Source organism: [Clostridium] innocuum (genome assembly GCA_012317185.1).
Lineage (GTDB): Bacteria > Bacillota_I > Bacilli_A > Erysipelotrichales > Erysipelotrichaceae > Clostridium_AQ > Clostridium_AQ innocuum.
In genome coordinates, this window is the sequence record CP048838.1 from 248,309 (window position 1) to 269,692 (window position 21,384).

Genomic DNA, 21,384 nt, shown 5'->3' on the forward strand with positions numbered 1-21,384 from the left:
GGGAAAGGAAGATAGGATCGATATGAATAAATTACCAATAAAAAAAGTCGTAGAAGGACTATTAAAACTGCAGGATACAGGGGAAAGTGCAACGCTTCTTGGCATTGGGCCGATGTCACCGAATCTGTTACAGGCAAGCTTTGAAATTGCAAGAGATTATGATTTTCCGCTCATGTTTATCGCAAGCAGAAATCAGGTTGATGCAGATGAGCTGGGGGGCGGCTATGTCAATGGCTGGAATCAGAAGCGCTTTCGCGAGGATATCCGTAAGATTGCGGATCAGGTAGGCTTTGACGGTCTTTACTACCTCTGCCGAGATCATGGAGGTCCATGGCAGAGAGATAATGAACGTAATGCCCATCTATGTGAAGAAGAAGCTATGAAGCTGGCACGTCAGTCCTATCTTGCGGATATAAAAAACGGGTTTGATCTTCTGATGATTGATCCGACAAAGGATCCGTTTGAAATCGGAAAGGTGATTCCGCTGGATGTGGTTTTACAGAGAACGGTTGCACTGATTGCTTACTGTGAAGCAGAGCGTAAACGTCTTGGACTGCCGGAAATCGGTTATGAGGTAGGTACAGAGGAAACTAACGGCGGATTGACATCCACTGAAAAATATCATGATTTTATTGAAAAGCTGGAGAAGGAGCTGCAGGCAAACGGTCTGCCGATGCCGACCTTTATCGTTGGACAGACAGGAACACTGACCAGAAAAACCGAGCAGGTGGGCACCTATCATTTCCACAATGCGTATGACCTTGCTGCTATGGCTAAGAAATACGGTGTTGGATTGAAGGAGCATAATGCGGATTATCTAGATGATGTGACGTTACTGGAGCATATTCCTGCAAATGTGACCGCAAGCAATGTCGCTCCGCAATATGGTACAGAGGAAACAAGAGCATATTTGAAGCTGTGTGATGTGGAGGATATTTTGAAAAAGGAGGGTCTGATAGAAAAAACCTCTGATTTGAGAAATACTCTGCTGGTTAAGGCAATCAAAACAGAGCGCTGGAGAAAATGGATGATGGGCGAACAGCGCAATCTGCAGGTAGAGGATATCTTACAGGACAAAGCACTGTCACTGGATATTCTGGATATCGCAGGCCACTATGCTTTTCATGATGCAGATGTCATTGAAGAGCTCAATGTGCTGTATGAAAATCTGGCGAAGCATCACATTGACGGACAGCGGTTTGTTGTTGATCATATCAAGCGTCCGCTGCAGCAGTATGCGGAATGCTATCATCTAAAGGGTGTCACAACCCGCATCCGTAAGACAATGAAAGAATAGTATGATACAGAAGTCAGAAAGGAAGGTCTGGCTTCTGTTTTAACAAACAACAGGCAGAAGTCCCCCATCTCTACGACGATAAGTAGATGGAGGGATACTCTGTATACCCTATGGGCGCACTCTGTGTACCTTACAGGCATACTCTGTACACCCTACGGGCGTGAATGCAGCCATATTACCTTTGGCTTTCCCTTTACAAGCATGGCAAATCAGGCCGTTTTGTGGTATAATATGAGTATGAAAACGATTTCGGTCGATATAGCAAAATGAGGTGTATTTATGCTTGATTTAGACAGTAATGCTCATTCGGTGTTTGCTCTCCATTATCATTTGATTATGACAACGAAATATCGGCGTCGTGTGTTCAATGATGTCATTAGTGGTCGTGCAAAAGAGATCTTTCTTCATATTGCCAGATCCTATAACATCTCTCTTCAAGAATGGAACCATGATGTCGATCATATTCATATCCTGTTCTCTGCTCACCCTAACTCTTGTCTCACAAAATTCATCAATGCATATAAGAGTGCCAGTTCACGTTTATTGAAAAAAGAGTTTCCTGAAATTCGTGAAAAACTTTGGAGGGAAGCATTTTGGAGTCAGAGCTTCTGTTTGATCAGTACAGGAGGAGTCACCACCGACATCATCAAAGCTTATATCGAAAGTCAAGGTGAGAAGAATGGTGTCAAGAAAAGGGTATCAGTTTAGAATCTATCCACACAAGGAGCAAGAGATCCTCTTTATCAAAACATTTGGTTGTACTCGTTTTTTATATAATCATATGTTAGATGACAAAATCAAATATTATGAAGAAACTAAGAAGATGAAACAAACGACCCCTGCATCCTATAAGAAGGATCATCCATTTCTCAAGGAAGTAGATTCTTTGGCATTAGCAAACGCTCAACTTCATTTAGAAGCTGCTTTTAAAAAATTCTACAAAGAAACAGATATCGGCTTTCCGAAATGGAAATCAAAGCATCAGGCGAAACAAAGTTACACGACGAATATGGTCAATGGAAATATTAGATTATTTAGTATGATACAAAATCAAACGACCTATCTACGTTTACCAAAGGCAGGTAATGTAAGGATCCGTATGCATCGCATACCACAGGGGATCTTAAAAGCAGTGACGATAAGCAAACAGCAGGATCGTTATATTGCGACATGTCTGTTTGAATATGAAAACAAAGTAGAAAGGAAAGAAGTCGTACATGTATTAGGTCTTGATTATTCGCAAAAACATCTATATGTTGATAGTGAAGGTCATGTATGTGACTATCCTCATTTTTATCGTGCAAGTGAGAATCGATTAGCAAGAGAACAACGCAAACTTTCCAAGATGGTCAAAGGAAGTAATAACTATAAGAAGCAAAGGAAAAAGATAGCCAGGCTACATGCCCATATAGGACAGCAAAGAAAAGATTTTCTACATAAAGAAAGCAGGAAGATAGCCAATTCCTGGGATATGGTTGTTGTAGAAGATATCGATATGAAGGCAATGAGTCAGGCATTGAAGCTAGGAAAGAATCTTATGGATAATGGCTTTGGGATCTTGAGAAATTATTTAAAATACAAGTTAGAAGATGGAGGGAAACGATTTATAAAGATCGATAAATGGTATGCAAGCAGTCAGCTATGTAATCACTGCGGAGCAAAGAATAAGATAGGGTTAAATGAAAGAACCTATCAATGTCCGAAATGTGGTTATATAGAGAATCGTGATATCAATGCAGCAAAGAATATACGTGATGAAGGCATACGATTCCATATGAGTTAGGAAATAAAAGATATAAAGAACCGCTGGACGAGCGGGGATAGCTTGCTTATGCTTAGGACATTGGTTCTATCGAACAAGAAGCTCCCACTTCTATGCTAGTCTTAGCATAAGTGGTGAGAGTACGTCACTTGTAAAGCGGATATGATAGACTACGCATAGGGTTTAACAGGATCGATCTTGGAAAAACCTGGTCTATGTAATTGGCTGGCGAACAGCCGACAGAAAATAGAAGGAGAAAATCCGATCCTGCTGTTAGAGAACAGATTTTTATAAATATGGCATATCTGCATAAATCACGCTTGACTGCTGTATGATTGTTGGATACAATCTCTGTGAAAGAAAATGTATGTGCAGAAAGCCTGCAGGAGGTAAGACGATGACAAAACAGATAACACATATATGCTTCGATCTGGATGATACATTGTATGAACAGATCACGCCCTTTAAACAGGCTCTGCTTTCGGTAAAGCCTGTGCAAGAGGAGTTGCTGCGGGAAATCTATGCAAGCTTTCGCATGCACAGCAATGAACTGTTTTTCCTGCATCAGAGAAAGGAAATTTCCTTTCAGACCATGCATATAAAACGGATACAGCTAGCAATGGCAGATTATGGTATTTCGATAAGTGATAAGGAAGCAGAATGCTTTCAATTGAATTATCAGCAGGGACAGTATGCGATTTCATTAAGCAAAGACACTGTACAGCTGCTTGCATATGTAAGCAGCAAAGGTGTGAAAATCAGTATGATCACCAACGGGCCGGAAGAACACCAGCGAAGAAAAATAAAGAGTCTGGGTCTGCAAAGCTGGATTGAGGAAAAGGATATCCTTATTTCATCTGCAGTTGGTATTTCAAAGCCGGATTCACGCATCTTTCATATGGTGGATCAAAGCGCTCTGTATGTTGGAGATTCCTATGAAAATGACATCATCGGGGCGAAAGGGGCCGGATGGGATGTTATCTGGCTGAATAAGTACGGACTGCCGGATAAAAGCGGTTTGGCAGATTATATCGTACAGAATGACGGAGAACTTCTGCAGCTGATCAGGCAGCTTATTTGAAGTCATGCCGCTTGTACTTCAGTTGATTTCATACGAAGTAACCGCGATGGCATGAATCTGAAACAGCGGCTTTTCACTTGCGGCTGAACTAGAATGTCTCATATATCATGTGGGGTACAAAGGGTTTTCCATTTGTATGAAGGTACACCGGCAGACAGTATTTTTTAAAAGAAAAAGAGGTGCATATGAATATTTATATAATGGTGTCTGATAGCATATGATTTCACATATTCATTTATCGCAAACAGGCAGTACCTTGCTTTTATATGAAAAAAGTCAATGCTCAGCATAGGTTCTTTCTTACATTAGGGTGTTTGCAAACAGGGAGAAATCAACTTCTATTGATAGTTACGATAGTGTTGATTTCTCCCTGTTTTTATTTACCCACAATCGAGTAAGAACCTCTGCATACAGTCATTGACTTTTCTATTTGTTTAGAGCTATCTGTTACATTTTATCTTTTTGATTTTTTCTTCTTAAGAGCAGACATCCCATACCTGTCAGTGTGACCGTGGACAACAGATACCATAACTCTATGTATGTCGTATTCCCGGTAAACGGAGCTTTAGATTTTTCTTTCTTGATTTCCTTAGCATCACTTGAAGGGGAAACCGGCTGCTCCTGATCTTTCTCAGCTGCCGTAATTATTGTGAAGCTGCATTCCGCAATACCGGTTGAAGAAATGATTCGTAGGGTGTGCATACCCGGCTGCAGCTGCTTCGTGCAATCCGGTAACAGAGTGATTACGGTACTGCCTTCCTTAACCGTGTATTGATTTGGTGAAATGATATTTTCGTCTATTTCCAGTGCAATGAATTCCTCATAAGCGGTATTGGCTGTAAATGAAGCCTGTTCCCCTTGCCGTATACTCTGATTGGCACCCTGTACGATTAATGCAGGAATGACGGGTGCTGGCTGCGGCTTTAATTCCAGCTGATTGATTGCATCTACCAGCGATTTTGCATAGGTATCCAGTATCTTTTGCTCTGTGATATTTTTATCCCATGGAATATTCAGTATGAGATCATACAGCTTCTGTCTGGACGCATCTGTATAGCACTCTATCTGTGCCGGTACTTTCTGCAGAGCATCGTGTATTCCCGTATAATCCGCAGAAAGATAAACCAGTGCATCTATTTTTGCTTTAATATCCGTATACATAGCATCTACTTCGTCCTGCTCGTAAAAGTGTTTATCCATCTTAACAGCCTTCATACTCTCCTGCAGGGCGTTCCATCCATTGGACATATAGAGTGCTTCATTCAGATCGTTTACCTGTTTCAGTAATGCATGCAGTCTTATGTAATCAGCCGGCTGCACCTGCAAAGTTACGTTTCCTCCGTATAGCTGGGGAGCCTTTACATCCCATGAGGTAAGATCATGTATGATGATATTCCCCAGTATATTGGATATTGCTGTCCTTGTTGAGTGTATTGAGATATCAGCATTAGACATCGTGATATCCGCATCCACCTGTTCTCTGCGGTTTCGATACAGGCCGCGGTCTGCCTGAATGGACAAGGCGCCCCCGTCAATGGTGATTGCATTATATACAGCACTGCCGTCATCTGTAAAAATACCGATACCATCCGGTGCGTTAATATCCAGGGTACCGCCGTGCAGCTGAAATTCACCTATCAGATACAGGCCTTCCGACCCTGTCACAGTAACGGATACGGCACCACCATTTTGTATATAAGACTCATTGGTAACAAGCCCTCCCAGAAAAGCGTTTTCAGAATCAATGACAAGGGACCCACTGTTCAAAATCAGATTATCCAGATTTAAACCGCAGGGGGCGTTTAATTCAAGACTTCCATCGCCTTCGACTGTTTTTGTTTTGTACTCTCCGGGAAAAAGAATCACCCAATTCTCTGCCAAGCCTGTTTGGGTACAGGTGATGGTATTACGGCCCTTCAGGATGATGGATACATCCTTATCTCTAGGCAGTATGATACCGTTAGTATCTGTGGTATCCAATGTGAAATCCTGCAAAATAAGCGTATAGGAGCCATCTGAATTTTTTATCCACTGCCAGCCTTCTGTGGCATTTTGAGCGGAATCCGCTGCCTTTGACAAATCAAGTTTCTGTGTCCGTACAGTCGCAGCTCTCACAATAACAGTATGCATACCGGCCGGACATGTCCATATGGAAATGAAGATAAGAATTAGAACAATTCGAATTTTTTTATACATCACGGCTTCCTCCCTTTATGTTTATGTATTATCCGATGTTTTACAGCTTCATTATTTCAAAAACTTCATCATAATACTATAAAATGTGCATGAGCCGTAAAATCCATGCATAAGCCGGAAGAAAGCAGGTAAAATACGTGCTATAATTTGAAGGAAGAAGAATCTTTCTTTTGGGAGGAGAAACGATATGATTGTAGCTGTCTGTGATGATCTGCAGGCTGATCGTGACGTGCTGGTAAGCTATTGTAAACGATATAAAGATGAATATAAAATGCCAATGGATATTCTGCAGTTTGCGAATGCCGGTGAACTGCTGCAGAGTCAGCAGGCCAGAGCATCAGATCTTATTTTTCTTGATATTTATATGGAAGGTGCCAGTGGTATGGATGCCGCGCATATATTAAGGAATAAGGGATTTGACGGAGCAATTGTGTTCACTACGACAAGCCAGGAGCATTATGCACAGGGGTATGAGGTGGAAGCACTGCATTATCTGAATAAACCGGTGACATGGGAAAACTTTTTAGAAGCAATTCACAGAGTGAGAAAGCATGCAGGCAGGGATGTGAAAACGATTCGGGTAAGCAATGGAGCCATGTTCTTAGATGTGCCATTGGATACGATTTGTTTTATAGAAGTTTCAGGAAGGAAAACGATCCTGCATACCACCCGTCACAATATCGTCAATCGTGAATCACTGTCTCTTATAGAGGAACGTCTGGGTGGAGATCCGTTTTTAAGATGTTATCGTTATTATATTATCAATATGGATCATGTTTTACGTTTAAATGATCAGGGATTTCTTATGACAAATAAACAACTGATACCGATTTCAAGAGACAATCGCAGAGAAATCAGAACGCATTATCTGTCCTATGTATTTGATAAAGTGGAGGTGAAGTGAGTGTGCACGTTGTATGGGAGTTAATCGTAACCTTCATTGAGGTTTCCATGACTGCAGGATTTGTTCTATATGTGTTGCAGGATCATTTGAAAACAGGCAGAAGTAATACCATGCTTGGGGCGGCTGTTATTGTATCGATGATAAGTATCCTTGATACGGCTTTTTCCAATACGATCAGTTATCTTCTCCCGTTTGATTATACAACTCTGACAGGTATGGTATGGCTGTTGATTGCATATGCTGCCATATCTTACGCAACAGAGGAACCGCGAGATCGGGTACTGTTCCTTCTCTTTTTATCCATGAATGTATTGCTGCTAAGCAGAAGCACGACGCTGCTGATTTATCATGTTATTTCTCCTGAACTCCTGCAGGGTGAATACACATGGATGGATATCGCCGGTTACGGGATTCCCAATATCTTCATTACATCCGGATGTGCGTACATTACAAGTCGCTATTATCAGAAACTGAGGTTTATTCATACATCAAGTAACCATCTATATCTCGTTCCATTGTTTTTCTATTTTTTAGCTGCATTTCAGATAAATCTGTATCCGGTTGATGAATATGTGTTTGTACTATTTATGAAAGTTATCGTAATTCTTTGTGCTTTTATGACATATTCCCAAATGATTCAGGCGGTGATCAATGCTGCTAAGGCGGTACAGGAAGCAGAGTTTCATAAGCAGCTCTCCTATCAGCTGAATATTGAGAATACACGTATTTCAGAGCTGGAAAGCCATGCCGAGGAAATCCGGCATATTCGCCATGACCGCCGCCAGCATGTACAGGTATTGCGGGGATTGCTTGAGCATGAAGATATTCAGAAGGCGCTCGAATATCTTGCGGATTATGAGCAGAGTATGGCAGAAGCTATTAAACCATCACTTTGTGAGAATTTTGTCGCAGATACCTTGTGCAGAAGGTATGCTGCACTGGCTGAGCAGTCAGATATTCACTTGGAAATTACAGTGGCGTTTCCACAGAATACAGGCATTGCCGGCAGCGATATCGCTATCATACTGGGGAATTTGTGGGAAAATGCAATCACTGCTGCCTTGGACTGTACGGATGCAAAACGTTTTATCTGCTTGTGGATACAAACACAGAAGGACAAGGTACTCATACGCATGCAAAATGGCTACGTCGGAGAAATTCATTTTGAAGAAGATAAATTTTATTCTACAAAAAAGGGAAGAATAGATAGAGAAGGCGTCGGCATTCGCAGTATCAGAGCGGTTGCGGAGAAATACGGCGGTCTAGCGGAATTCACGTATACAGATGATACTTTTACAGCCTCAGTAGTGCTGTATATCTCGGCCGAATAGAGGGGATAACTGTTAAGCAACCTTATAGGAATTACTTACATGTATAAGGCATGATAGAATCTTGTGCTGGGCTGGTATTTGAATGATTCTGATAAATGAACGAGCTCGCATAAGTGTTATAGTAAACTAGAAATTTAGATTATATGTTAATGGTGCATAAAGCAAACTCTGGCTTTACTAACATGCTATTGTTCTTATTTAACTTACTCTGTAAGATAAGATGGTTGCTTTACATTGTATTATTGAAATAATATTGACGAATTAAACATAAAGGAAAATATGTGTATGGAAAGGATATGAATATCATGAAATCTAGAAGTAATGTGAGAGTGGCAAGGAAGAATTTGTTGACATATAGTATTGCAATAGGTGTTTGTGTGCTTCTGATGGGTTTCAACAGCCAGGCGGTACAGGGAAAACAAATAGTGTATAATCACCAGGGACAGACTAAACAACTATTGCCAGGTGAACAATTCAATACTGATGGTATAACATATTATGTTAGAAATGAATCGAGTGAGGTCATGGTTTATAGTGGGAGATCCTTAAAAGGGGAAGTGGACATTCCGGAAAGGGTTTATGACTTTTCAAATACAGAATACACGGTAACTTCTATAAAACCAGATGCGTTCAGAAATAATTCTGAAATTTTGCGAGTATCAATACCGGACAGTGTCACAACCATAGGCGATGCGGCCTTTATGGGATGCAACAGGTTGACAAGTATAGATTTGGGAAACGGTCTTCGGGAAATAGGGTCAGAGAGCTTCGCAGATACTGCACTAACTGAAATCATTATCCCAGGGAGTGTTACTTTGATAAAGGATAAGGCATTTAGCTCCTGTGCAGATCTGAAAAAGATAGAGCTGACAGATCATATTAAGGCGATAGGCAATAATGCATTCTTAGATTGCAGCAACTTAAATGATGTCATATTAAAAGTTCTGCAACAATTCGATTACGAATCTGCTGGTAAAATTAATGGAATTCTGATACCGAACCATAAAAGTATCACCTCTATAACAGTTGATGATGATGCGATATTTACAAATCTATCTGACAGCAAAGTAGAAATTATCGGAAGAAATCAAAATGTTTATACTGTAGATGAAGGAAAAACATTATCCTATGCAGAGCCAATGCGATTTCATATCGCTGAAATGAAAGAACATTTGTACACTTTCAACTTATCAGGCATGCTGCCTAAAATACCTGCAGGCCAAACATTTGGGAATATAGAATATACAATTAAAACAGGAGGCACTGCTGGAAATGTGTTAAGTGGTGAAGCAAAGGTGGAAGGAGAAAACCTGTTGTGCCCGGTGAAGGCAGTATCATCGGGAGGCTCACAAGATATTACAATCTCATTTCAGAGTGATCATTATACTATTATTGATGCTGTATTAACTTTAGAAGTCATTCCTGTAAAGCCGTTAACCATAGAAGGAATCAGTATGTATGGTGGTGTCTATAATGGAAAACCATATTCTTATACTGGAAATCCGGTTGTGAAAAACAGTAGTCATAATGTTATGAATGATGTGCAGCTTACGTTCTTATATGAGAGTGAAGATGGCGTCTATTCATCTGAAAAAGCTCCCAAAGATGCAGGTAGTTATATATTAACTATATCTGCATCAGATAAAAGTCTTCAGTATACAGGGACTACACGACTGAAATTTGTTATTGCAAAGAAAACTGTGACGGTGAAAGCTGATAATCAGATTATGACAGTCAATAATAAGCTTCCGGAATTTACTGTAAACTATGAGGGCTTTATAAATAATGATAATGAGAATAATGCAGCTTTGGACAGCATTGCTGTTGCAGAATGTAGGACGAATGGAAATACATTAGGAAATTTTGATATTACTTTTAGCAGAGAAGCAGTTTTAAATGATACAGCGGGTAAAAATTATGAGATTAAAGAATATAAAAATGGGCTACTCACAGTAAAATCAGCTGTAATAAAGCAGGATACAACTAAGATAGAAAAACCGGAAAGTGTAGGTGAGTATCCAAAAACAGGAGATAATAACAATCTGGCTATATGGATGGGATTTCTGTTCGCTTCTGTCGGGCTTATTGGATATATTCATTTAAAACGAACTCACAGTAGAAAAAAATAAAGATAACAGTTTTTTTTAATGATGAAAATTCTTCCAGCCACAGATGAATGAAAAGCTATACCGTTATTCATATGAATGTTATGTTGACAGCTTTTCAGGAGAATTAGAATAATTTCTATCCCGCGTGATACCGAACAAGTGTGTAAGAACGTGCTATAATATAGACGAATGGAAAAAAGGGAAAATACCTGCTTATATCTATTGTTATATAGGCAGGGAATCTTCTTATGTATTTTTCATATGAATAAAAAAGGTGATTGCGTGAAAGAAAAAATGACGAAGGAACAGAAAAAGCAACTGCTCAAAGAAAGGAATACTCCACCGCATTTAAGTATTCTTGAAGAAATTGGCAATGCCATCAGTCATGGTGCAGGAGCTGTCGCGGCTCTGATTGGAATGATATTACTGCTGCTGAAAGCAGACAGTAATGCAAAGATAGCGGCTGCACTCATTTTCGGCGGCAGTATGTTTCTTCTGATGCTGATGAGCTGTCTGTATCATGCGTTTAAAAGTGATTCCAAGGTAAAAAGGCTATGGCGCAGATTTGATTACACTTCCATATATTTTCTGATCAATGGAACGTTTGCCCCAATCTGTCTTGTGTTTGCGAACAGTTCACTGGCTCTGCTTCTGTTTGCGATACAATGGCTCCTGGCACTGGTTGGGATTATTATGATTCTGGTATATGGACCCGGAAAATGGCCGGCACTGCATTATACATTATATTTTGTGATAGGATGGAGCGGTGTGTTTTTTCTTGGGGATATGTATCAGCATAATCAGCCGCTGCTTTGTATGATACTAATGGGAGGAGTGGTCTATACACTCGGAATGATTCCGTTTTCCAAGCACCACAAGGGTGCGCACTTTTTATGGCATCTGTTTGTACTTTCCGGAGCACTTTTGCACTGGATCGGAATTTATTTCTTTTTGTACTGATGGTTTGATTTTTTTTGGCCCTTTTCTTAACAGGCTGCCATTTATGCAGATTTCTTTTGGGGTGCGATGCCGTTGACAGGAATGTTAATTGCCATCCTTGCTATATATGGCGTAATGCATTTTATTAGGTGCTTTCATGAACTGATAATCTATGCAGAATATAAAACCAGTCATCGTGATGACTGGTTTTATGGTAGTGATGGTATTACAAGAGAAGATACTTTGTATGAATTCGCAGCATCCCGTCATAAACAGTTCGAATTTGATTGTGCAGACGGATATAATCATAGCCATCATGCAGCTGCTCAAAAGCGAGCAGCTGACTTCTTATCTATTCTGAAAAACATTTTGATTATCTCTTTCAAAAAACAGCAGTTTTTTTAGGTATGCATGCATTTACTGTAGCTCTCCATCCGTATCGTTTATTTTAATTTTTCTATTACTGATTTCAGAGACTCCATCTCACCAGTGACGTTATTACGGACGTTTAATTTGTTTAAATCGTAAGCTTCGTGCTTTACTTTATTCTGAGCAGGTAAATCAATCTCTCTTAAACCGTCTCCCATATCAAGAAAAGCATATAAATTCTTATCCTTATAGTGTTTCATTAGGGCGAGATAGCATTTTCCTGCCTCTATTTCCATAGTAGGTTCAAATGTCGCATTATAATAGCGATTCTCTCTTTTTTTACGGTATTCCTGTGTTGTTTCATTATAAAATTCAGGATTTCTTATCTGCTCATATTCATTGATGGGAATAAAACCACCTTCCTTTGCATACGTGTAAATGTTATTTTCTTTTATAGTCCCATGTACTGTCTTATCAACAAGGAATTTTCCATATGTAGTCGGTGCAGCATCAAAAAAGTTCATATCTGAATAATCAATGCTAATGACTTTTATAATTGCAATATCGGTAGCTGCTTTTTTTAAGTCTTTTTCATCGCGGGATAAAGTGCAGCGCATAAGCTCATTCAGCTCACTATTCTTTCGTATTTCATCAGAGATAAAGGTGGAGGTAGGATATTCAATGATTGAAGGTTTCGGAGCGTTTTCAGCTTTCATTGAGCATCCACTCAACAATATAAAGCTTATAGAAATAAATATTCTTTTCATGGTATTCTCCTTTGGTAGATATATTATGACTAAATAGTTAAATTACGTTCGAATATGCGCCTGTCCTTAAAATCATATATTTAATAATCTGATTTGTAAAGAGGAGATGTCTTTTAAACGGAGTTAATGTCACTGGAATCGAACAAACCTGTTCCTTAAATTCAAAGATTTAAAACCGCTTAGAATTTTTACATGATGCTTATGGATTCAGGGATTGAAAAAATGCAAAGAATAAACATTTTCAGGACATACATAATATATAGGAAAGCACTTGAAAAAGGTGGTGAAAAAATGCACAAAAGGGGGAAAAAGCAGGGTGTTCATGGTATAATAAAAGCAACGTGGCCAGAATTTATACAATTCATTTGAATTGTCTGTCTACTGTTGGAACGGATTATGGTACGCTATATCCGTATTGATTATGTAAGGAGATTATTATGCTGAAAGTCTTACAACATCCATTGATTACGCATAAGCTGACACAGATGCGTAAGAAGGAAACCGGAACAAAGGATTTCCGTCAGAATCTGGACGAAATCGCAGGCCTGATGGCTTACGAAATTTCCAGAGATTTCCCGCTTCAGCCAGTCGAAATTGAAACGCCTGTCGCAAAGACCACAACCTATGAGCTTGCGAAGGAAATCGTACTGGTGCCGATTCTTCGTGCAGGTCTTGGAATGGTGAATGGAATCTGTGATTTGATCCCTACCGTTAAGATTGCACATGTGGGGCTGTATCGTGACGAAGAAACACTGGAGCCTCATACATATTTTGAAAAGTATCCGAAGGAAGTAAAGGATGCCATCGTCATGATTGTCGATCCGATGCTGGCAACCGGAGGGAGCGCAATCGCGGCCATTGACATGGTGAAGAAGCAGGGGGCGAAAAATATACGCCTTGTTTGTCTTGTTGGGGCTCCGGAAGGAGTCAGAGCTGTAGAAGAAGCACATCCGGAAGTGGATATCTATCTTGCGGCACTGGATGAAAAACTGAATGAAAAAGGGTATATCGTACCCGGACTTGGAGATGCAGGAGACCGTATTTTCGGTACGAAGTAGTCATGAAGGAAGCGTATCAGGCTATGCGGCTGATGTTTACCATGGTACTTGCCTGTGGGGCAGCGGTATGGATCGGTGCCTGGCTGGATGATGTATTTCATACCTCGCCATGGTGTCTTCTGATTCTGTTAGCCTACGCCATCATCTCCAGTTTGTATCTGATGATTCGAAAGCTGGGTGATGATCATGAATGAAACAAGGAAAATGGGAATGGAGATCCGTATACTTACCCTGCTGCTCTGTGCGGCAGGCTGTGTGGTCTGCATCATCCTGTTTCCCGGAGCCTGGAAGCAGGGCGTTATGGGTATTCTGATCGGCTCCTTAACCGGTATTATGGGCTTCAACATGATCCAGAACATGGTTGGGCACATTGACGGGGAACTGGCGGATATCAAATCCCGTGCATTTCGCTCCTATACGCGAAGATATATGCTGTATGCCGTTATCTTTGCCTTAAGCGCCATTGCAGGGGCGCATATTGCGGCTCTGCTGGTGGGAATGCTGCTTCATAAGTGCAGCATTCTGATTTACAGCTGGAAACACAGAAAGGAGGATGAGTAGTGGACGATAAGTTTGACGGAATCGTTTTGACACTGTTTGGACACAACATCGAATTTCAGCAGTCGATTATCAACTGGCTGATTCTCTGTGTGCTGTTTTCCATATTCTTTATCTGGGCCGGCAAAAAGTTTGAAAAGGCCGATGTTCGAAAGGCGCCGTCAGGAATACTTCTGATTACAGAAATGATTACCGGGCTGTGTACCAATATTATCGGAGATAACCTGAAGCATGAAACGAAGCATTATCTGTCGTTTCTGGGTACACTGACCATGATGATGGCCGTCAGCAATCTTTTGGGACTTCTCGGACTGCAGCCACCGACATCCAATCTAAGCTTTAATGTTACCCTTGCACTGATGATGTTTCTGACCATTCAGTATAACGGTATCAAAAAAGGCGGGCTTGGCGCACGTCTGAAGGAGCTGACGGAGCCGATGTGGCTGCTTACGCCGTTGAATGTCATTGGTGAGCTGGCACTTCCGATTTCGCTTTCCATGCGTTTGTTTGGAAACATACTGGCAGGCTCCATTATTATGCTGCTGGTGTATACAATGATGCGAAGCTTTCTCCCGTTCGGAGTACTCGGCTACATTGCGACACCGTTTCTGCATGCGTATTTTGATGTGTTCTCAGGTCTGATACAGACCTATATCTTCTTCACGCTGGCAAGCTTCTTCCTTAGTGAACAGGTTGCCCCGGAAGAATAACAAATGATGTTAACAGGAGGAAAAAATTATGGAATTCAATGAATATTTTGTACAGGGTATGGCACTGTTAGGTGCAGGTATTGCAATGATCGCCGGACTAGGTCCTGGTATCGGACAGGGTATCGCTGCCAGCAAGGGTGCGGAAAGTGTTGGACGCAATCCGGATGCTGCAGGTAAGATTCGTTCCATCATGGTACTTGGTATCGCTTTGGCGGAAACAACCGGTATCTATGCATTGATTGTTGCCTTGATTCTAATCTTCATGAAAGGGTAATGTCATTCATCATGAAGCTATGAAGAAAGGAGGTATTCGCATAGTATGGATTTTGATATAAATGCCTATCTGCGGCTGAATCCAATGGATATGATCATGGTCTGTGTATCAACGCTGATCATCATCGCTATTGCAAAGCATTTCTTCTGGGACAAGGTGCTTGCCTATCTCGATGCACGCAAGGCTGCCATTCAGGCAGATATTGATGCAGGTATGCAAAGCAGGGAAGCAGGAGAACAATACAAGCGCCAGTATGAAGAGCAGATGGCCAATGCCCGCGGCGAGGCTCATGAAATACTGGAAAGTGCCAAAGCCAATGCCGTTCAGGAGAAACGTGAAATTCTGGCTGCCGCAAGAGGTGAAGCCGAAGCGGTGAAGGAAAAAGCACGGAAGGATATCGAGCGTGAAAAGGTACAGGCTCGTGCAGAAATGAAGGATGCAATCGTGGATGTGGCATTTGAAGCCGCAAAACAGATTGTTAATAAAGAACTGGATGAAAGTACACATAAGCAGTACGTGGATGATTTTATCGAGCATGCAGGTGATGAGTCATGGCAGGCATAGCAGCAAAAAGCTACAGTGATGCACTGTTTGCACTTGCACAGGAGGAGCAGAAGCTTGATACATTCAAGGCAGATGTATGCATGATGGATGAACAGCTGAAGGCGTATCCCGATTTCATGCGGGTACTGACGCATCCCAAGATTCACAAGGAAGAAAAGAAACAGACGCTTGCGTCTGTATTCGGCAGTGAAGTCGATCATATGGTTTTGAATTTTGCGAAGCTATTGATCGATAAAAGCCGTTTTCAGAGTTTTCACGATATTACCAGAGAGTTTGTAAAGCAGTATAACAAGGTAAACAATATCGAAGTGGCACATGTCCGTACAGCAAAGAAGCTGGATGCTGCGGAAATTAAGCGTCTGAAATCTATGCTGGAGGAAAAGCTTTCGAAAACTGTGGAATTACACATACAGGAGGATCCGGATCTGCTTGCGGGACTGCGCATAAAGATCAATGATATGGTTCTGGATAATACCGCCAGAAGCCGTATGGATAATCTGAAACAGCTGGCACAGAGTGAGCCTGTGCAGGAAAGTTAGAGGTGAGTGCGAGTGAGCTTAAAGCCAGAAGAGATAAGTAAGCTGATCAAGGATCAGATTCGCAGATATGATGAGGATCTGGAAATCGATGAAACTGGTACGATTATCACCGTTGGTGACGGTATCGCGCTGATTTACGGTTTACAGAATGCGATGGCCGGTGAGCTGCTTCGTTTTCCCGGAGATATTTATGGAATGGTACTGAACCTGGAGGAAGAGCACGTTGGTGCTGTTTTGATGGGGGATGACTCCAACATCCGTGAAGGCGATGAAGTAAAACGTACCGGTCGTATCGTAGAGGTTCCCGTTGGTGACGGTATGCTGGGACGTGTTGTCAATGCACTTGGACAGGCAATTGACGGAGGAGAACCGATTAAAAGTGATAAGTTCCGTCCGGTAGAGCGTGTGGCACCCGGTGTTATGACAAGAAAAAGTGTACATCAGCCGATTCAGACCGGCTTGAAAATCATTGATTCCATGATTCCAATCGGTCGCGGTCAGCGTGAGCTGATCATCGGAGATCGCCAGACCGGAAAAACGGCGATTGCCATTGATACGATTATCAATCAGAAGAATAACAATGTAAAATGCATCTATGTTGCCATTGGTCAGAAGGCCAGTACGGTAGCACAAATCGTAGAAAAGCTGCGTTCCCACGGTGCCATGGAGTATACGACCATTGTATCCTCCACCGCAAGTGAACCGGCTCCGTTGCAATATATTGCGCCGTATGCAGGTTGTGCAATCGGCGAGGAATGGATGGAAAACGGTGATGATGTGCTGATCGTTTATGACGATTTGAGTAAGCATGCGGTTGCCTATCGTACCATGTCCCTGCTGCTGAAGCGTCCGCCTGGGCGTGAGGCATATCCGGGAGATGTCTTCTATCTGCATTCCCGTCTGCTGGAGCGTGCGGCAAAGCTGAATGATGAGCTTGGCGCAGGAAGTCTGACAGCTCTGCCAATTATTGAAACACAGGCTGGAGATATTTCCGCCTATATTCCGACAAATGTTATTTCCATCACCGATGGACAGATCTTCCTGCAGACGGAGCTGTTCAACAGTGGTGTACGTCCTGCCGTTGACAGCGGTCTGTCCGTTTCCCGTGTAGGTAGTGCGGCGCAGATCAAGGCAATGAAGCAGGTGAGCGGTTCCCTGAAGCTGGAGCTTGCGCAGTTCCGTGAGATGCAGGCCTTTGCGAAATTCGGAAGTGATCTGGATGCGGCTACAACAGAAACACTTGCCCACGGTGAGCGTTTGACGAAGCTGCTGATTCAGAATCAGTATGATCCGCTTCCGGTAACCCATCAGGTGTTATCACTGTTTGCGGCAAAAAACAAATTTCTGAAGCCGGTTAAGGTGGAGGATGTTCAGCTGTATGAAAAAGAAATGCTGAAGTACATGGAGCGAAACCATGCGGACATCTTAACGGAAATCGAAGAGAAGCAGGCGCTGGATGATGCATTGAGTGCGAAAATCAAGGCAGCATTACAGGCGTTTGAGACTGAATTCAAGAATATGATAGAAGGATAATGTATGGCAGCAGGTAAACTGGAGATCAAGGCGCGCATCCGCTCTGTAGAATCTACCAAAAAGATTACGAAGGCGATGCAGCTGGTAGCCACCAGTAAGCTGAAGAAACAGAAACAGTACATGGAAGAAAACAGGGAATATGCACACTATCTGAAAGAAACCGTGCAGGAAATTCTGTCTTCCATCGAGCATTCCAGACATCCGTATCTGCAGAAGCAGGAAGGAAAACCGTATACCATCGTCTTTACAAGTGACATGGGGCTGTGTGGCGGCTATAATGCCAACATCTTCCGTATGCTGCAGCATGAAATCGGCAATGAGGGTGACTTTGTCATCATCGGAGCTCGTGGAGCCAACTGGATTCACAATAAGGATTTTCATGTTGTGCAGAGTGAAACGGATCTGGAAGAGGACTGTTACAGTGAGCTGGTCGGTGTAGCTGATCATGCATTGGAACTGTACCGCAAACAGGAAATATCGGAAATACGTATTTTATATACACACTTTGTTAATTCTGTAACCTTTGAACCGAAGCTGATTACGCTGCTTCCGGTGGAAAAGGAGGAACGAGAGAAAGCAACGACTGCAGAAACCATCTTTGAACCTGCGGGTGACCGTATTCTGGATACCCTGGTACCGATGTACGTGCGTTCCCTGCTGTACAGCTATTTCCTGGAAACGAAAACGAGTGAACAGGCAAGCAGACGTATGGCAATGGAAAGTGCAACGGATAATGCAGAGGAGTTGAAGGAAACTCTCGAATTACAATTCAACCAGGCGCGACAGGCCGCAATTACCCAGGAAATAACGGAAATTGTCGGTGGTGTCAACGCTATGGAATGAAAGGAGCAGCCATGAGTAAGAATACAGGAAAAATCGTACAGGTCATTGGCCCGGTAGTCGATGTTGCATTTGAGAACGGAGATTTGCCGCAGCTATTGACCGCTATTGAAATTCCTCTGAAAGACAGTGAATCTCTGATTGTCGAAGTTGCTCAGCATATCGGTGATGAACGTGTCCGCTGTATCGCTATGGGCGGTACAGATGGTCTGGTTCGTGGAATGGAAGCCATTGATACAGGATCCGCAATCCGTGTACCGGTGGGAAAAGAAATTCTGGGAAGAATGTTCAATGTCCTCGGACGTGAAATTGATGGTCTGGGACCTGTAGGAACGGATAACACACTGCCGATCCACAGACAGGCACCGGGCTTTGAGGAGCAGCAGACATCCGCAGAAATGCTGGAAACAGGAATTAAGGTCATTGACCTGTTATGTCCATATTCCAAGGGTGGTAAGATTGGTTTGTTTGGTGGTGCGGGAGTAGGTAAAACCGTACTGATTCAGGAGCTGATTCATAATATCGCCAAGGAACATGGTGGAATGTCCGTCGTTACCGGTGTAGGGGAGAGAACCCGTGAAGGAAACGACATGTATCATGAAATGAAGGACAGCGGTGTCCTTGATAAGACCGTACTGGTTTACGGACAGATGAATGAATCACCGGGTGCCAGAATGCGTGTCGGTCTGACCGGGCTGACGATGGCGGAATATTTCCGTGATCACGACCATCAGGATGTATTGCTGTTTATTGATAATATTTTCCGTTTTACCCAGGCGGGAAGTGAAGTAAGTGCCCTGCTGGGACGTATGCCAAGTGCAGTAGGCTATCAGCCGACACTTGCGACAGAAATGGGACAGCTGCAGGAGCGCATTACATCCACGAAGGATGGTTCCATTACCTCTGTTCAGGCAATTTATGTACCTGCGGATGACTTGACAGACCCGGCTCCGGCTACCGCATTTACCCATCTGGATGCGAAAACAGTTCTGGACCGTGATATTGCGGCACTGGGAATTTATCCGGCTGTTGATCCGCTGGAATCCAGCTCCCGTATATTGGATCCGCTTGTTGTTGGTGAAGAGCATTATGAAGTTGCCCGCGGAGTACAAACTATTTTACAGCGCTATAAGGAGCTGCAGGACATCATTGCCATTCTGGGTATGGACGAGCTGAGTGAGGAAGACAAGATTATTGTCAACCGTGCCCGCCGTGTCCGTAACTTCCTGTCACAGCCATTCCATGTTGCGGAGGTGTTCTCCGGAATCAAGGGCTGCTATGTATCCCGTGAGGATACGGTACGCAGCTTCAAGGAACTGCTGGATGGTAAATACGATGATCTTCCGGAACAGGCCTTCATGTTCGCATCAACGATTGAAGAGGTTGTCGAGAAAGCCAAGGCGCTGGAAAACTGAGTATGATCAAAATCAAGATCATTACGCCGCTGGGTCTTTATAAGGAAGGCGAAGTCGGCGGCGTGCATGTACGGACGGTGGAAGGAGAAACGACAATTCTTCCCAACCACATGCCAATCGTTGCAATGCTGACAACATGCAAATGTTCTCTTATGGAAGGCAGTGAATATAAGGATTATGCAATTGCTGGCGGACTGCTTCAGTTTGCGGACAATGAGATGCGTATCCTTGCAGATGCGATTGAAGGCCGTGAGGAAATTGATATCGAGCGTGCCAGACGTGCAAAACAACGTGCTGAAGAGCGTTTGAAGAAAATGGATAACCGCACCAGCATGAAACGTGCTGAGGTCGCATTGGCAAAAGCAATTAACCGTATCAAGGTTTACGGTGGTTAAAATTATAGGGATATCAGAATCATCTGGTATCTCTTTTTTGTGAAGTGAAGCAATTGAATATATATTATAAAAATTCATGATTTGTTTACTTTTCAGCGTACCTGCAAAATTATAGTTTATGCCATGGCTATAGGCAATGTATAAGACTCTATGGTAAAGAATGCAGTGAGTTCTTTGACGGGCAGATTTATGATGCGTTCAGGTTTGTGGATATCATGCAAAGCGCTGATAAAAGCATTGATTGTTCATTATGTTGATGTATGTTTGCTGAATCCTCCCGCAAAAAAAGAAAGGAATGTAGAAGTCTGTATTTATATCCGGGAAAAGCAGTCTTACTGAAAAGGATATCACTCTGTTCAATAAGCAATATCCTAAGCTTAAAACGGGTATCTATATTCCAGCCTATTGATTTTAACTGTTCCCTGACATTCTTCGTAGTGTAGAAACGATTTTTTCTAGCTTGCGGATGTAGACGAAAAAGGGAATCCAAATATTTATGAAATACAACAGATATTTGAATTTCCCTATGTATATGTATTCGTTATGGATGAAGTACTGTATAACTATAAAAGCTTACTTCCTTCTTCTCAACCTGTCAAAGCCAATTTGTATGAGGACAATCAGAAAAGCGATGAGCATATTTTCCAATGCAGCTGACCGGTTGAAAACCATCATGATCAACACAATAACCGTATATTCGATTAAGTAGATTTTTCCATTCATATTCGTTCTCCTCAAAATGCT

Annotated in this window: 23 protein-coding genes; 20 read left to right on the forward strand and 3 right to left on the reverse strand. The window is 42.2% G+C overall.

All coding sequences use genetic code 11. The annotated features are described in order from the left end of the window. Positions 1 to 22 precede the first annotated feature (22 nt). The 4 genes from G4D54_01250 to G4D54_01265 all read left to right on the forward strand — a co-directional run bounded on the left by G4D54_01250 (position 23) and on the right by G4D54_01265 (position 4,140). Positions 23 to 1,297, forward strand: a complete 1,275-nt coding sequence (locus G4D54_01250; protein QJA01131.1) for a class II D-tagatose-bisphosphate aldolase, non-catalytic subunit — start codon at positions 23 to 25, stop codon at positions 1,295 to 1,297. A 279-nt stretch (positions 1,298 to 1,576) separates the two neighbouring features. Further along, positions 1,577 to 2,005 carry an IS200/IS605 family transposase gene (tnpA, locus tag G4D54_01255; GenBank protein QJA01132.1) on the forward strand — a complete coding sequence of 143 codons (429 nt, stop codon included), beginning with the start codon at positions 1,577 to 1,579 and terminating at the stop codon, positions 2,003 to 2,005. Next, positions 1,977 to 3,080, forward strand: a complete 1,104-nt coding sequence (locus G4D54_01260) for a transposase (protein QJA01133.1) — start codon at positions 1,977 to 1,979, stop codon at positions 3,078 to 3,080. Before tnpA ends, G4D54_01260 begins: the two co-directional genes overlap by 29 nt. A 376-nt stretch (positions 3,081 to 3,456) precedes the next feature. Further along, positions 3,457 to 4,140: an HAD family hydrolase gene (locus tag G4D54_01265; protein QJA01134.1), complete on the forward strand. Its 684-nt coding sequence runs from the start codon at positions 3,457 to 3,459 to the stop codon at positions 4,138 to 4,140. 447 nt (positions 4,141 to 4,587) lie between these two features. Here G4D54_01265 and G4D54_01270 read toward each other — a convergent pair whose 3' ends face one another. Further along, a complete protein-coding gene (locus G4D54_01270; protein ID QJA01135.1) occupies positions 4,588 to 6,336 on the reverse strand; it encodes a carbohydrate-binding domain-containing protein in 1,749 nt (582 codons plus the stop codon). Positions 6,337 to 6,523: 187 nt separating this feature from the next. Between G4D54_01270 and G4D54_01275 the strand changes: the two genes are divergently transcribed. The 5 genes from G4D54_01275 to G4D54_01295 all read left to right on the forward strand — a co-directional run bounded on the left by G4D54_01275 (position 6,524) and on the right by G4D54_01295 (position 12,023). Further along, positions 6,524 to 7,240 carry a response regulator transcription factor gene (locus G4D54_01275; protein ID QJA01136.1) on the forward strand — a complete coding sequence of 239 codons (717 nt, stop codon included), beginning with the start codon at positions 6,524 to 6,526 and terminating at the stop codon, positions 7,238 to 7,240. Between the two features lie 2 nt (positions 7,241 to 7,242). Continuing rightward, on the forward strand, positions 7,243 to 8,571 hold the full coding sequence (locus tag G4D54_01280; protein QJA01137.1) for a GHKL domain-containing protein: 1,329 nt from the start codon (positions 7,243 to 7,245) through the stop codon (positions 8,569 to 8,571). A gap of 305 nt (positions 8,572 to 8,876) precedes the next feature. Continuing rightward, the gene (locus tag G4D54_01285; GenBank protein ID QJA01138.1) at positions 8,877 to 10,700 is read left to right on the forward strand and encodes a leucine-rich repeat domain-containing protein; all 1,824 of its coding nucleotides are present in this window, start codon (positions 8,877 to 8,879) and stop codon (positions 10,698 to 10,700) included. Positions 10,701 to 10,961: 261 nt separating this feature from the next. Beyond that, a complete protein-coding gene (locus tag G4D54_01290; GenBank protein QJA01139.1) occupies positions 10,962 to 11,639 on the forward strand; it encodes a hypothetical protein in 678 nt (225 codons plus the stop codon). A 72-nt stretch (positions 11,640 to 11,711) separates the two neighbouring features. Next, complete coding sequence (locus tag G4D54_01295) at positions 11,712 to 12,023, forward strand: hypothetical protein (GenBank protein ID QJA01140.1); 312 nt, start codon at positions 11,712 to 11,714, stop codon at positions 12,021 to 12,023. 38 nt (positions 12,024 to 12,061) lie between these two features. Here G4D54_01295 and G4D54_01300 read toward each other — a convergent pair whose 3' ends face one another. Continuing rightward, entirely contained in the window at positions 12,062 to 12,754 is a 693-nt protein-coding gene (locus tag G4D54_01300; protein QJA01141.1) for a hypothetical protein, read from the reverse strand. Between the two features lie 437 nt (positions 12,755 to 13,191). On the opposite strand from G4D54_01300, the gene upp reads away from it, so the two are divergent. From upp to atpC, 11 genes are read left to right on the forward strand one after another with little or no spacing between them, the layout of a single operon-like run. Beyond that, positions 13,192 to 13,812, forward strand: a complete 621-nt coding sequence (gene upp, locus G4D54_01305; GenBank protein QJA01142.1) for a uracil phosphoribosyltransferase — start codon at positions 13,192 to 13,194, stop codon at positions 13,810 to 13,812. 2 nt (positions 13,813 to 13,814) lie between these two features. Beyond that, complete coding sequence (locus tag G4D54_01310) at positions 13,815 to 14,006, forward strand: AtpZ/AtpI family protein (protein ID QJA01143.1); 192 nt, start codon at positions 13,815 to 13,817, stop codon at positions 14,004 to 14,006. Positions 14,007 to 14,022: 16 nt separating this feature from the next. Continuing rightward, positions 14,023 to 14,373, forward strand: coding sequence for a hypothetical protein (locus G4D54_01315; protein ID QJA05135.1), 351 nt, complete (start codon positions 14,023 to 14,025; stop codon positions 14,371 to 14,373). After that, on the forward strand, positions 14,373 to 15,080 hold the full coding sequence (atpB, locus tag G4D54_01320; protein ID QJA01144.1) for a F0F1 ATP synthase subunit A: 708 nt from the start codon (positions 14,373 to 14,375) through the stop codon (positions 15,078 to 15,080). The genes G4D54_01315 and atpB overlap by 1 nt, the downstream gene beginning before the upstream one ends. Positions 15,081 to 15,108: 28 nt before the next feature. Then, entirely contained in the window at positions 15,109 to 15,354 is a 246-nt protein-coding gene (gene atpE / locus G4D54_01325; GenBank protein QJA01145.1) for an ATP synthase F0 subunit C, read from the forward strand. Between the two features lie 45 nt (positions 15,355 to 15,399). Further along, positions 15,400 to 15,918, forward strand: coding sequence for a F0F1 ATP synthase subunit B (gene atpF, locus G4D54_01330; GenBank protein ID QJA01146.1), 519 nt, complete (start codon positions 15,400 to 15,402; stop codon positions 15,916 to 15,918). Next, positions 15,906 to 16,457, forward strand: coding sequence for an ATP synthase F1 subunit delta (atpH, locus tag G4D54_01335; protein ID QJA01147.1), 552 nt, complete (start codon positions 15,906 to 15,908; stop codon positions 16,455 to 16,457). Before atpF ends, atpH begins: the two co-directional genes overlap by 13 nt. A 12-nt stretch (positions 16,458 to 16,469) precedes the next feature. Next, on the forward strand, positions 16,470 to 17,990 hold the full coding sequence (locus G4D54_01340; GenBank protein QJA01148.1) for a F0F1 ATP synthase subunit alpha: 1,521 nt from the start codon (positions 16,470 to 16,472) through the stop codon (positions 17,988 to 17,990). Between the two features lie 3 nt (positions 17,991 to 17,993). Further along, the gene (gene atpG / locus G4D54_01345) at positions 17,994 to 18,833 is read left to right on the forward strand and encodes an ATP synthase F1 subunit gamma (protein QJA01149.1); all 840 of its coding nucleotides are present in this window, start codon (positions 17,994 to 17,996) and stop codon (positions 18,831 to 18,833) included. A gap of 11 nt (positions 18,834 to 18,844) precedes the next feature. After that, positions 18,845 to 20,245, forward strand: a complete 1,401-nt coding sequence (gene atpD / locus G4D54_01350) for a F0F1 ATP synthase subunit beta (protein QJA01150.1) — start codon at positions 18,845 to 18,847, stop codon at positions 20,243 to 20,245. A 2-nt stretch (positions 20,246 to 20,247) separates the two neighbouring features. Beyond that, on the forward strand, positions 20,248 to 20,640 hold the full coding sequence (atpC, locus tag G4D54_01355; GenBank protein QJA01151.1) for an ATP synthase F1 subunit epsilon: 393 nt from the start codon (positions 20,248 to 20,250) through the stop codon (positions 20,638 to 20,640). Between the two features lie 573 nt (positions 20,641 to 21,213). On the opposite strand, the gene G4D54_01360 is transcribed toward atpC, so the two are convergent. Beyond that, on the reverse strand, positions 21,214 to 21,363 hold the full coding sequence (locus tag G4D54_01360; protein QJA01152.1) for a hypothetical protein: 150 nt from the start codon (positions 21,361 to 21,363) through the stop codon (positions 21,214 to 21,216). Positions 21,364 to 21,384 lie beyond the last annotated feature (21 nt).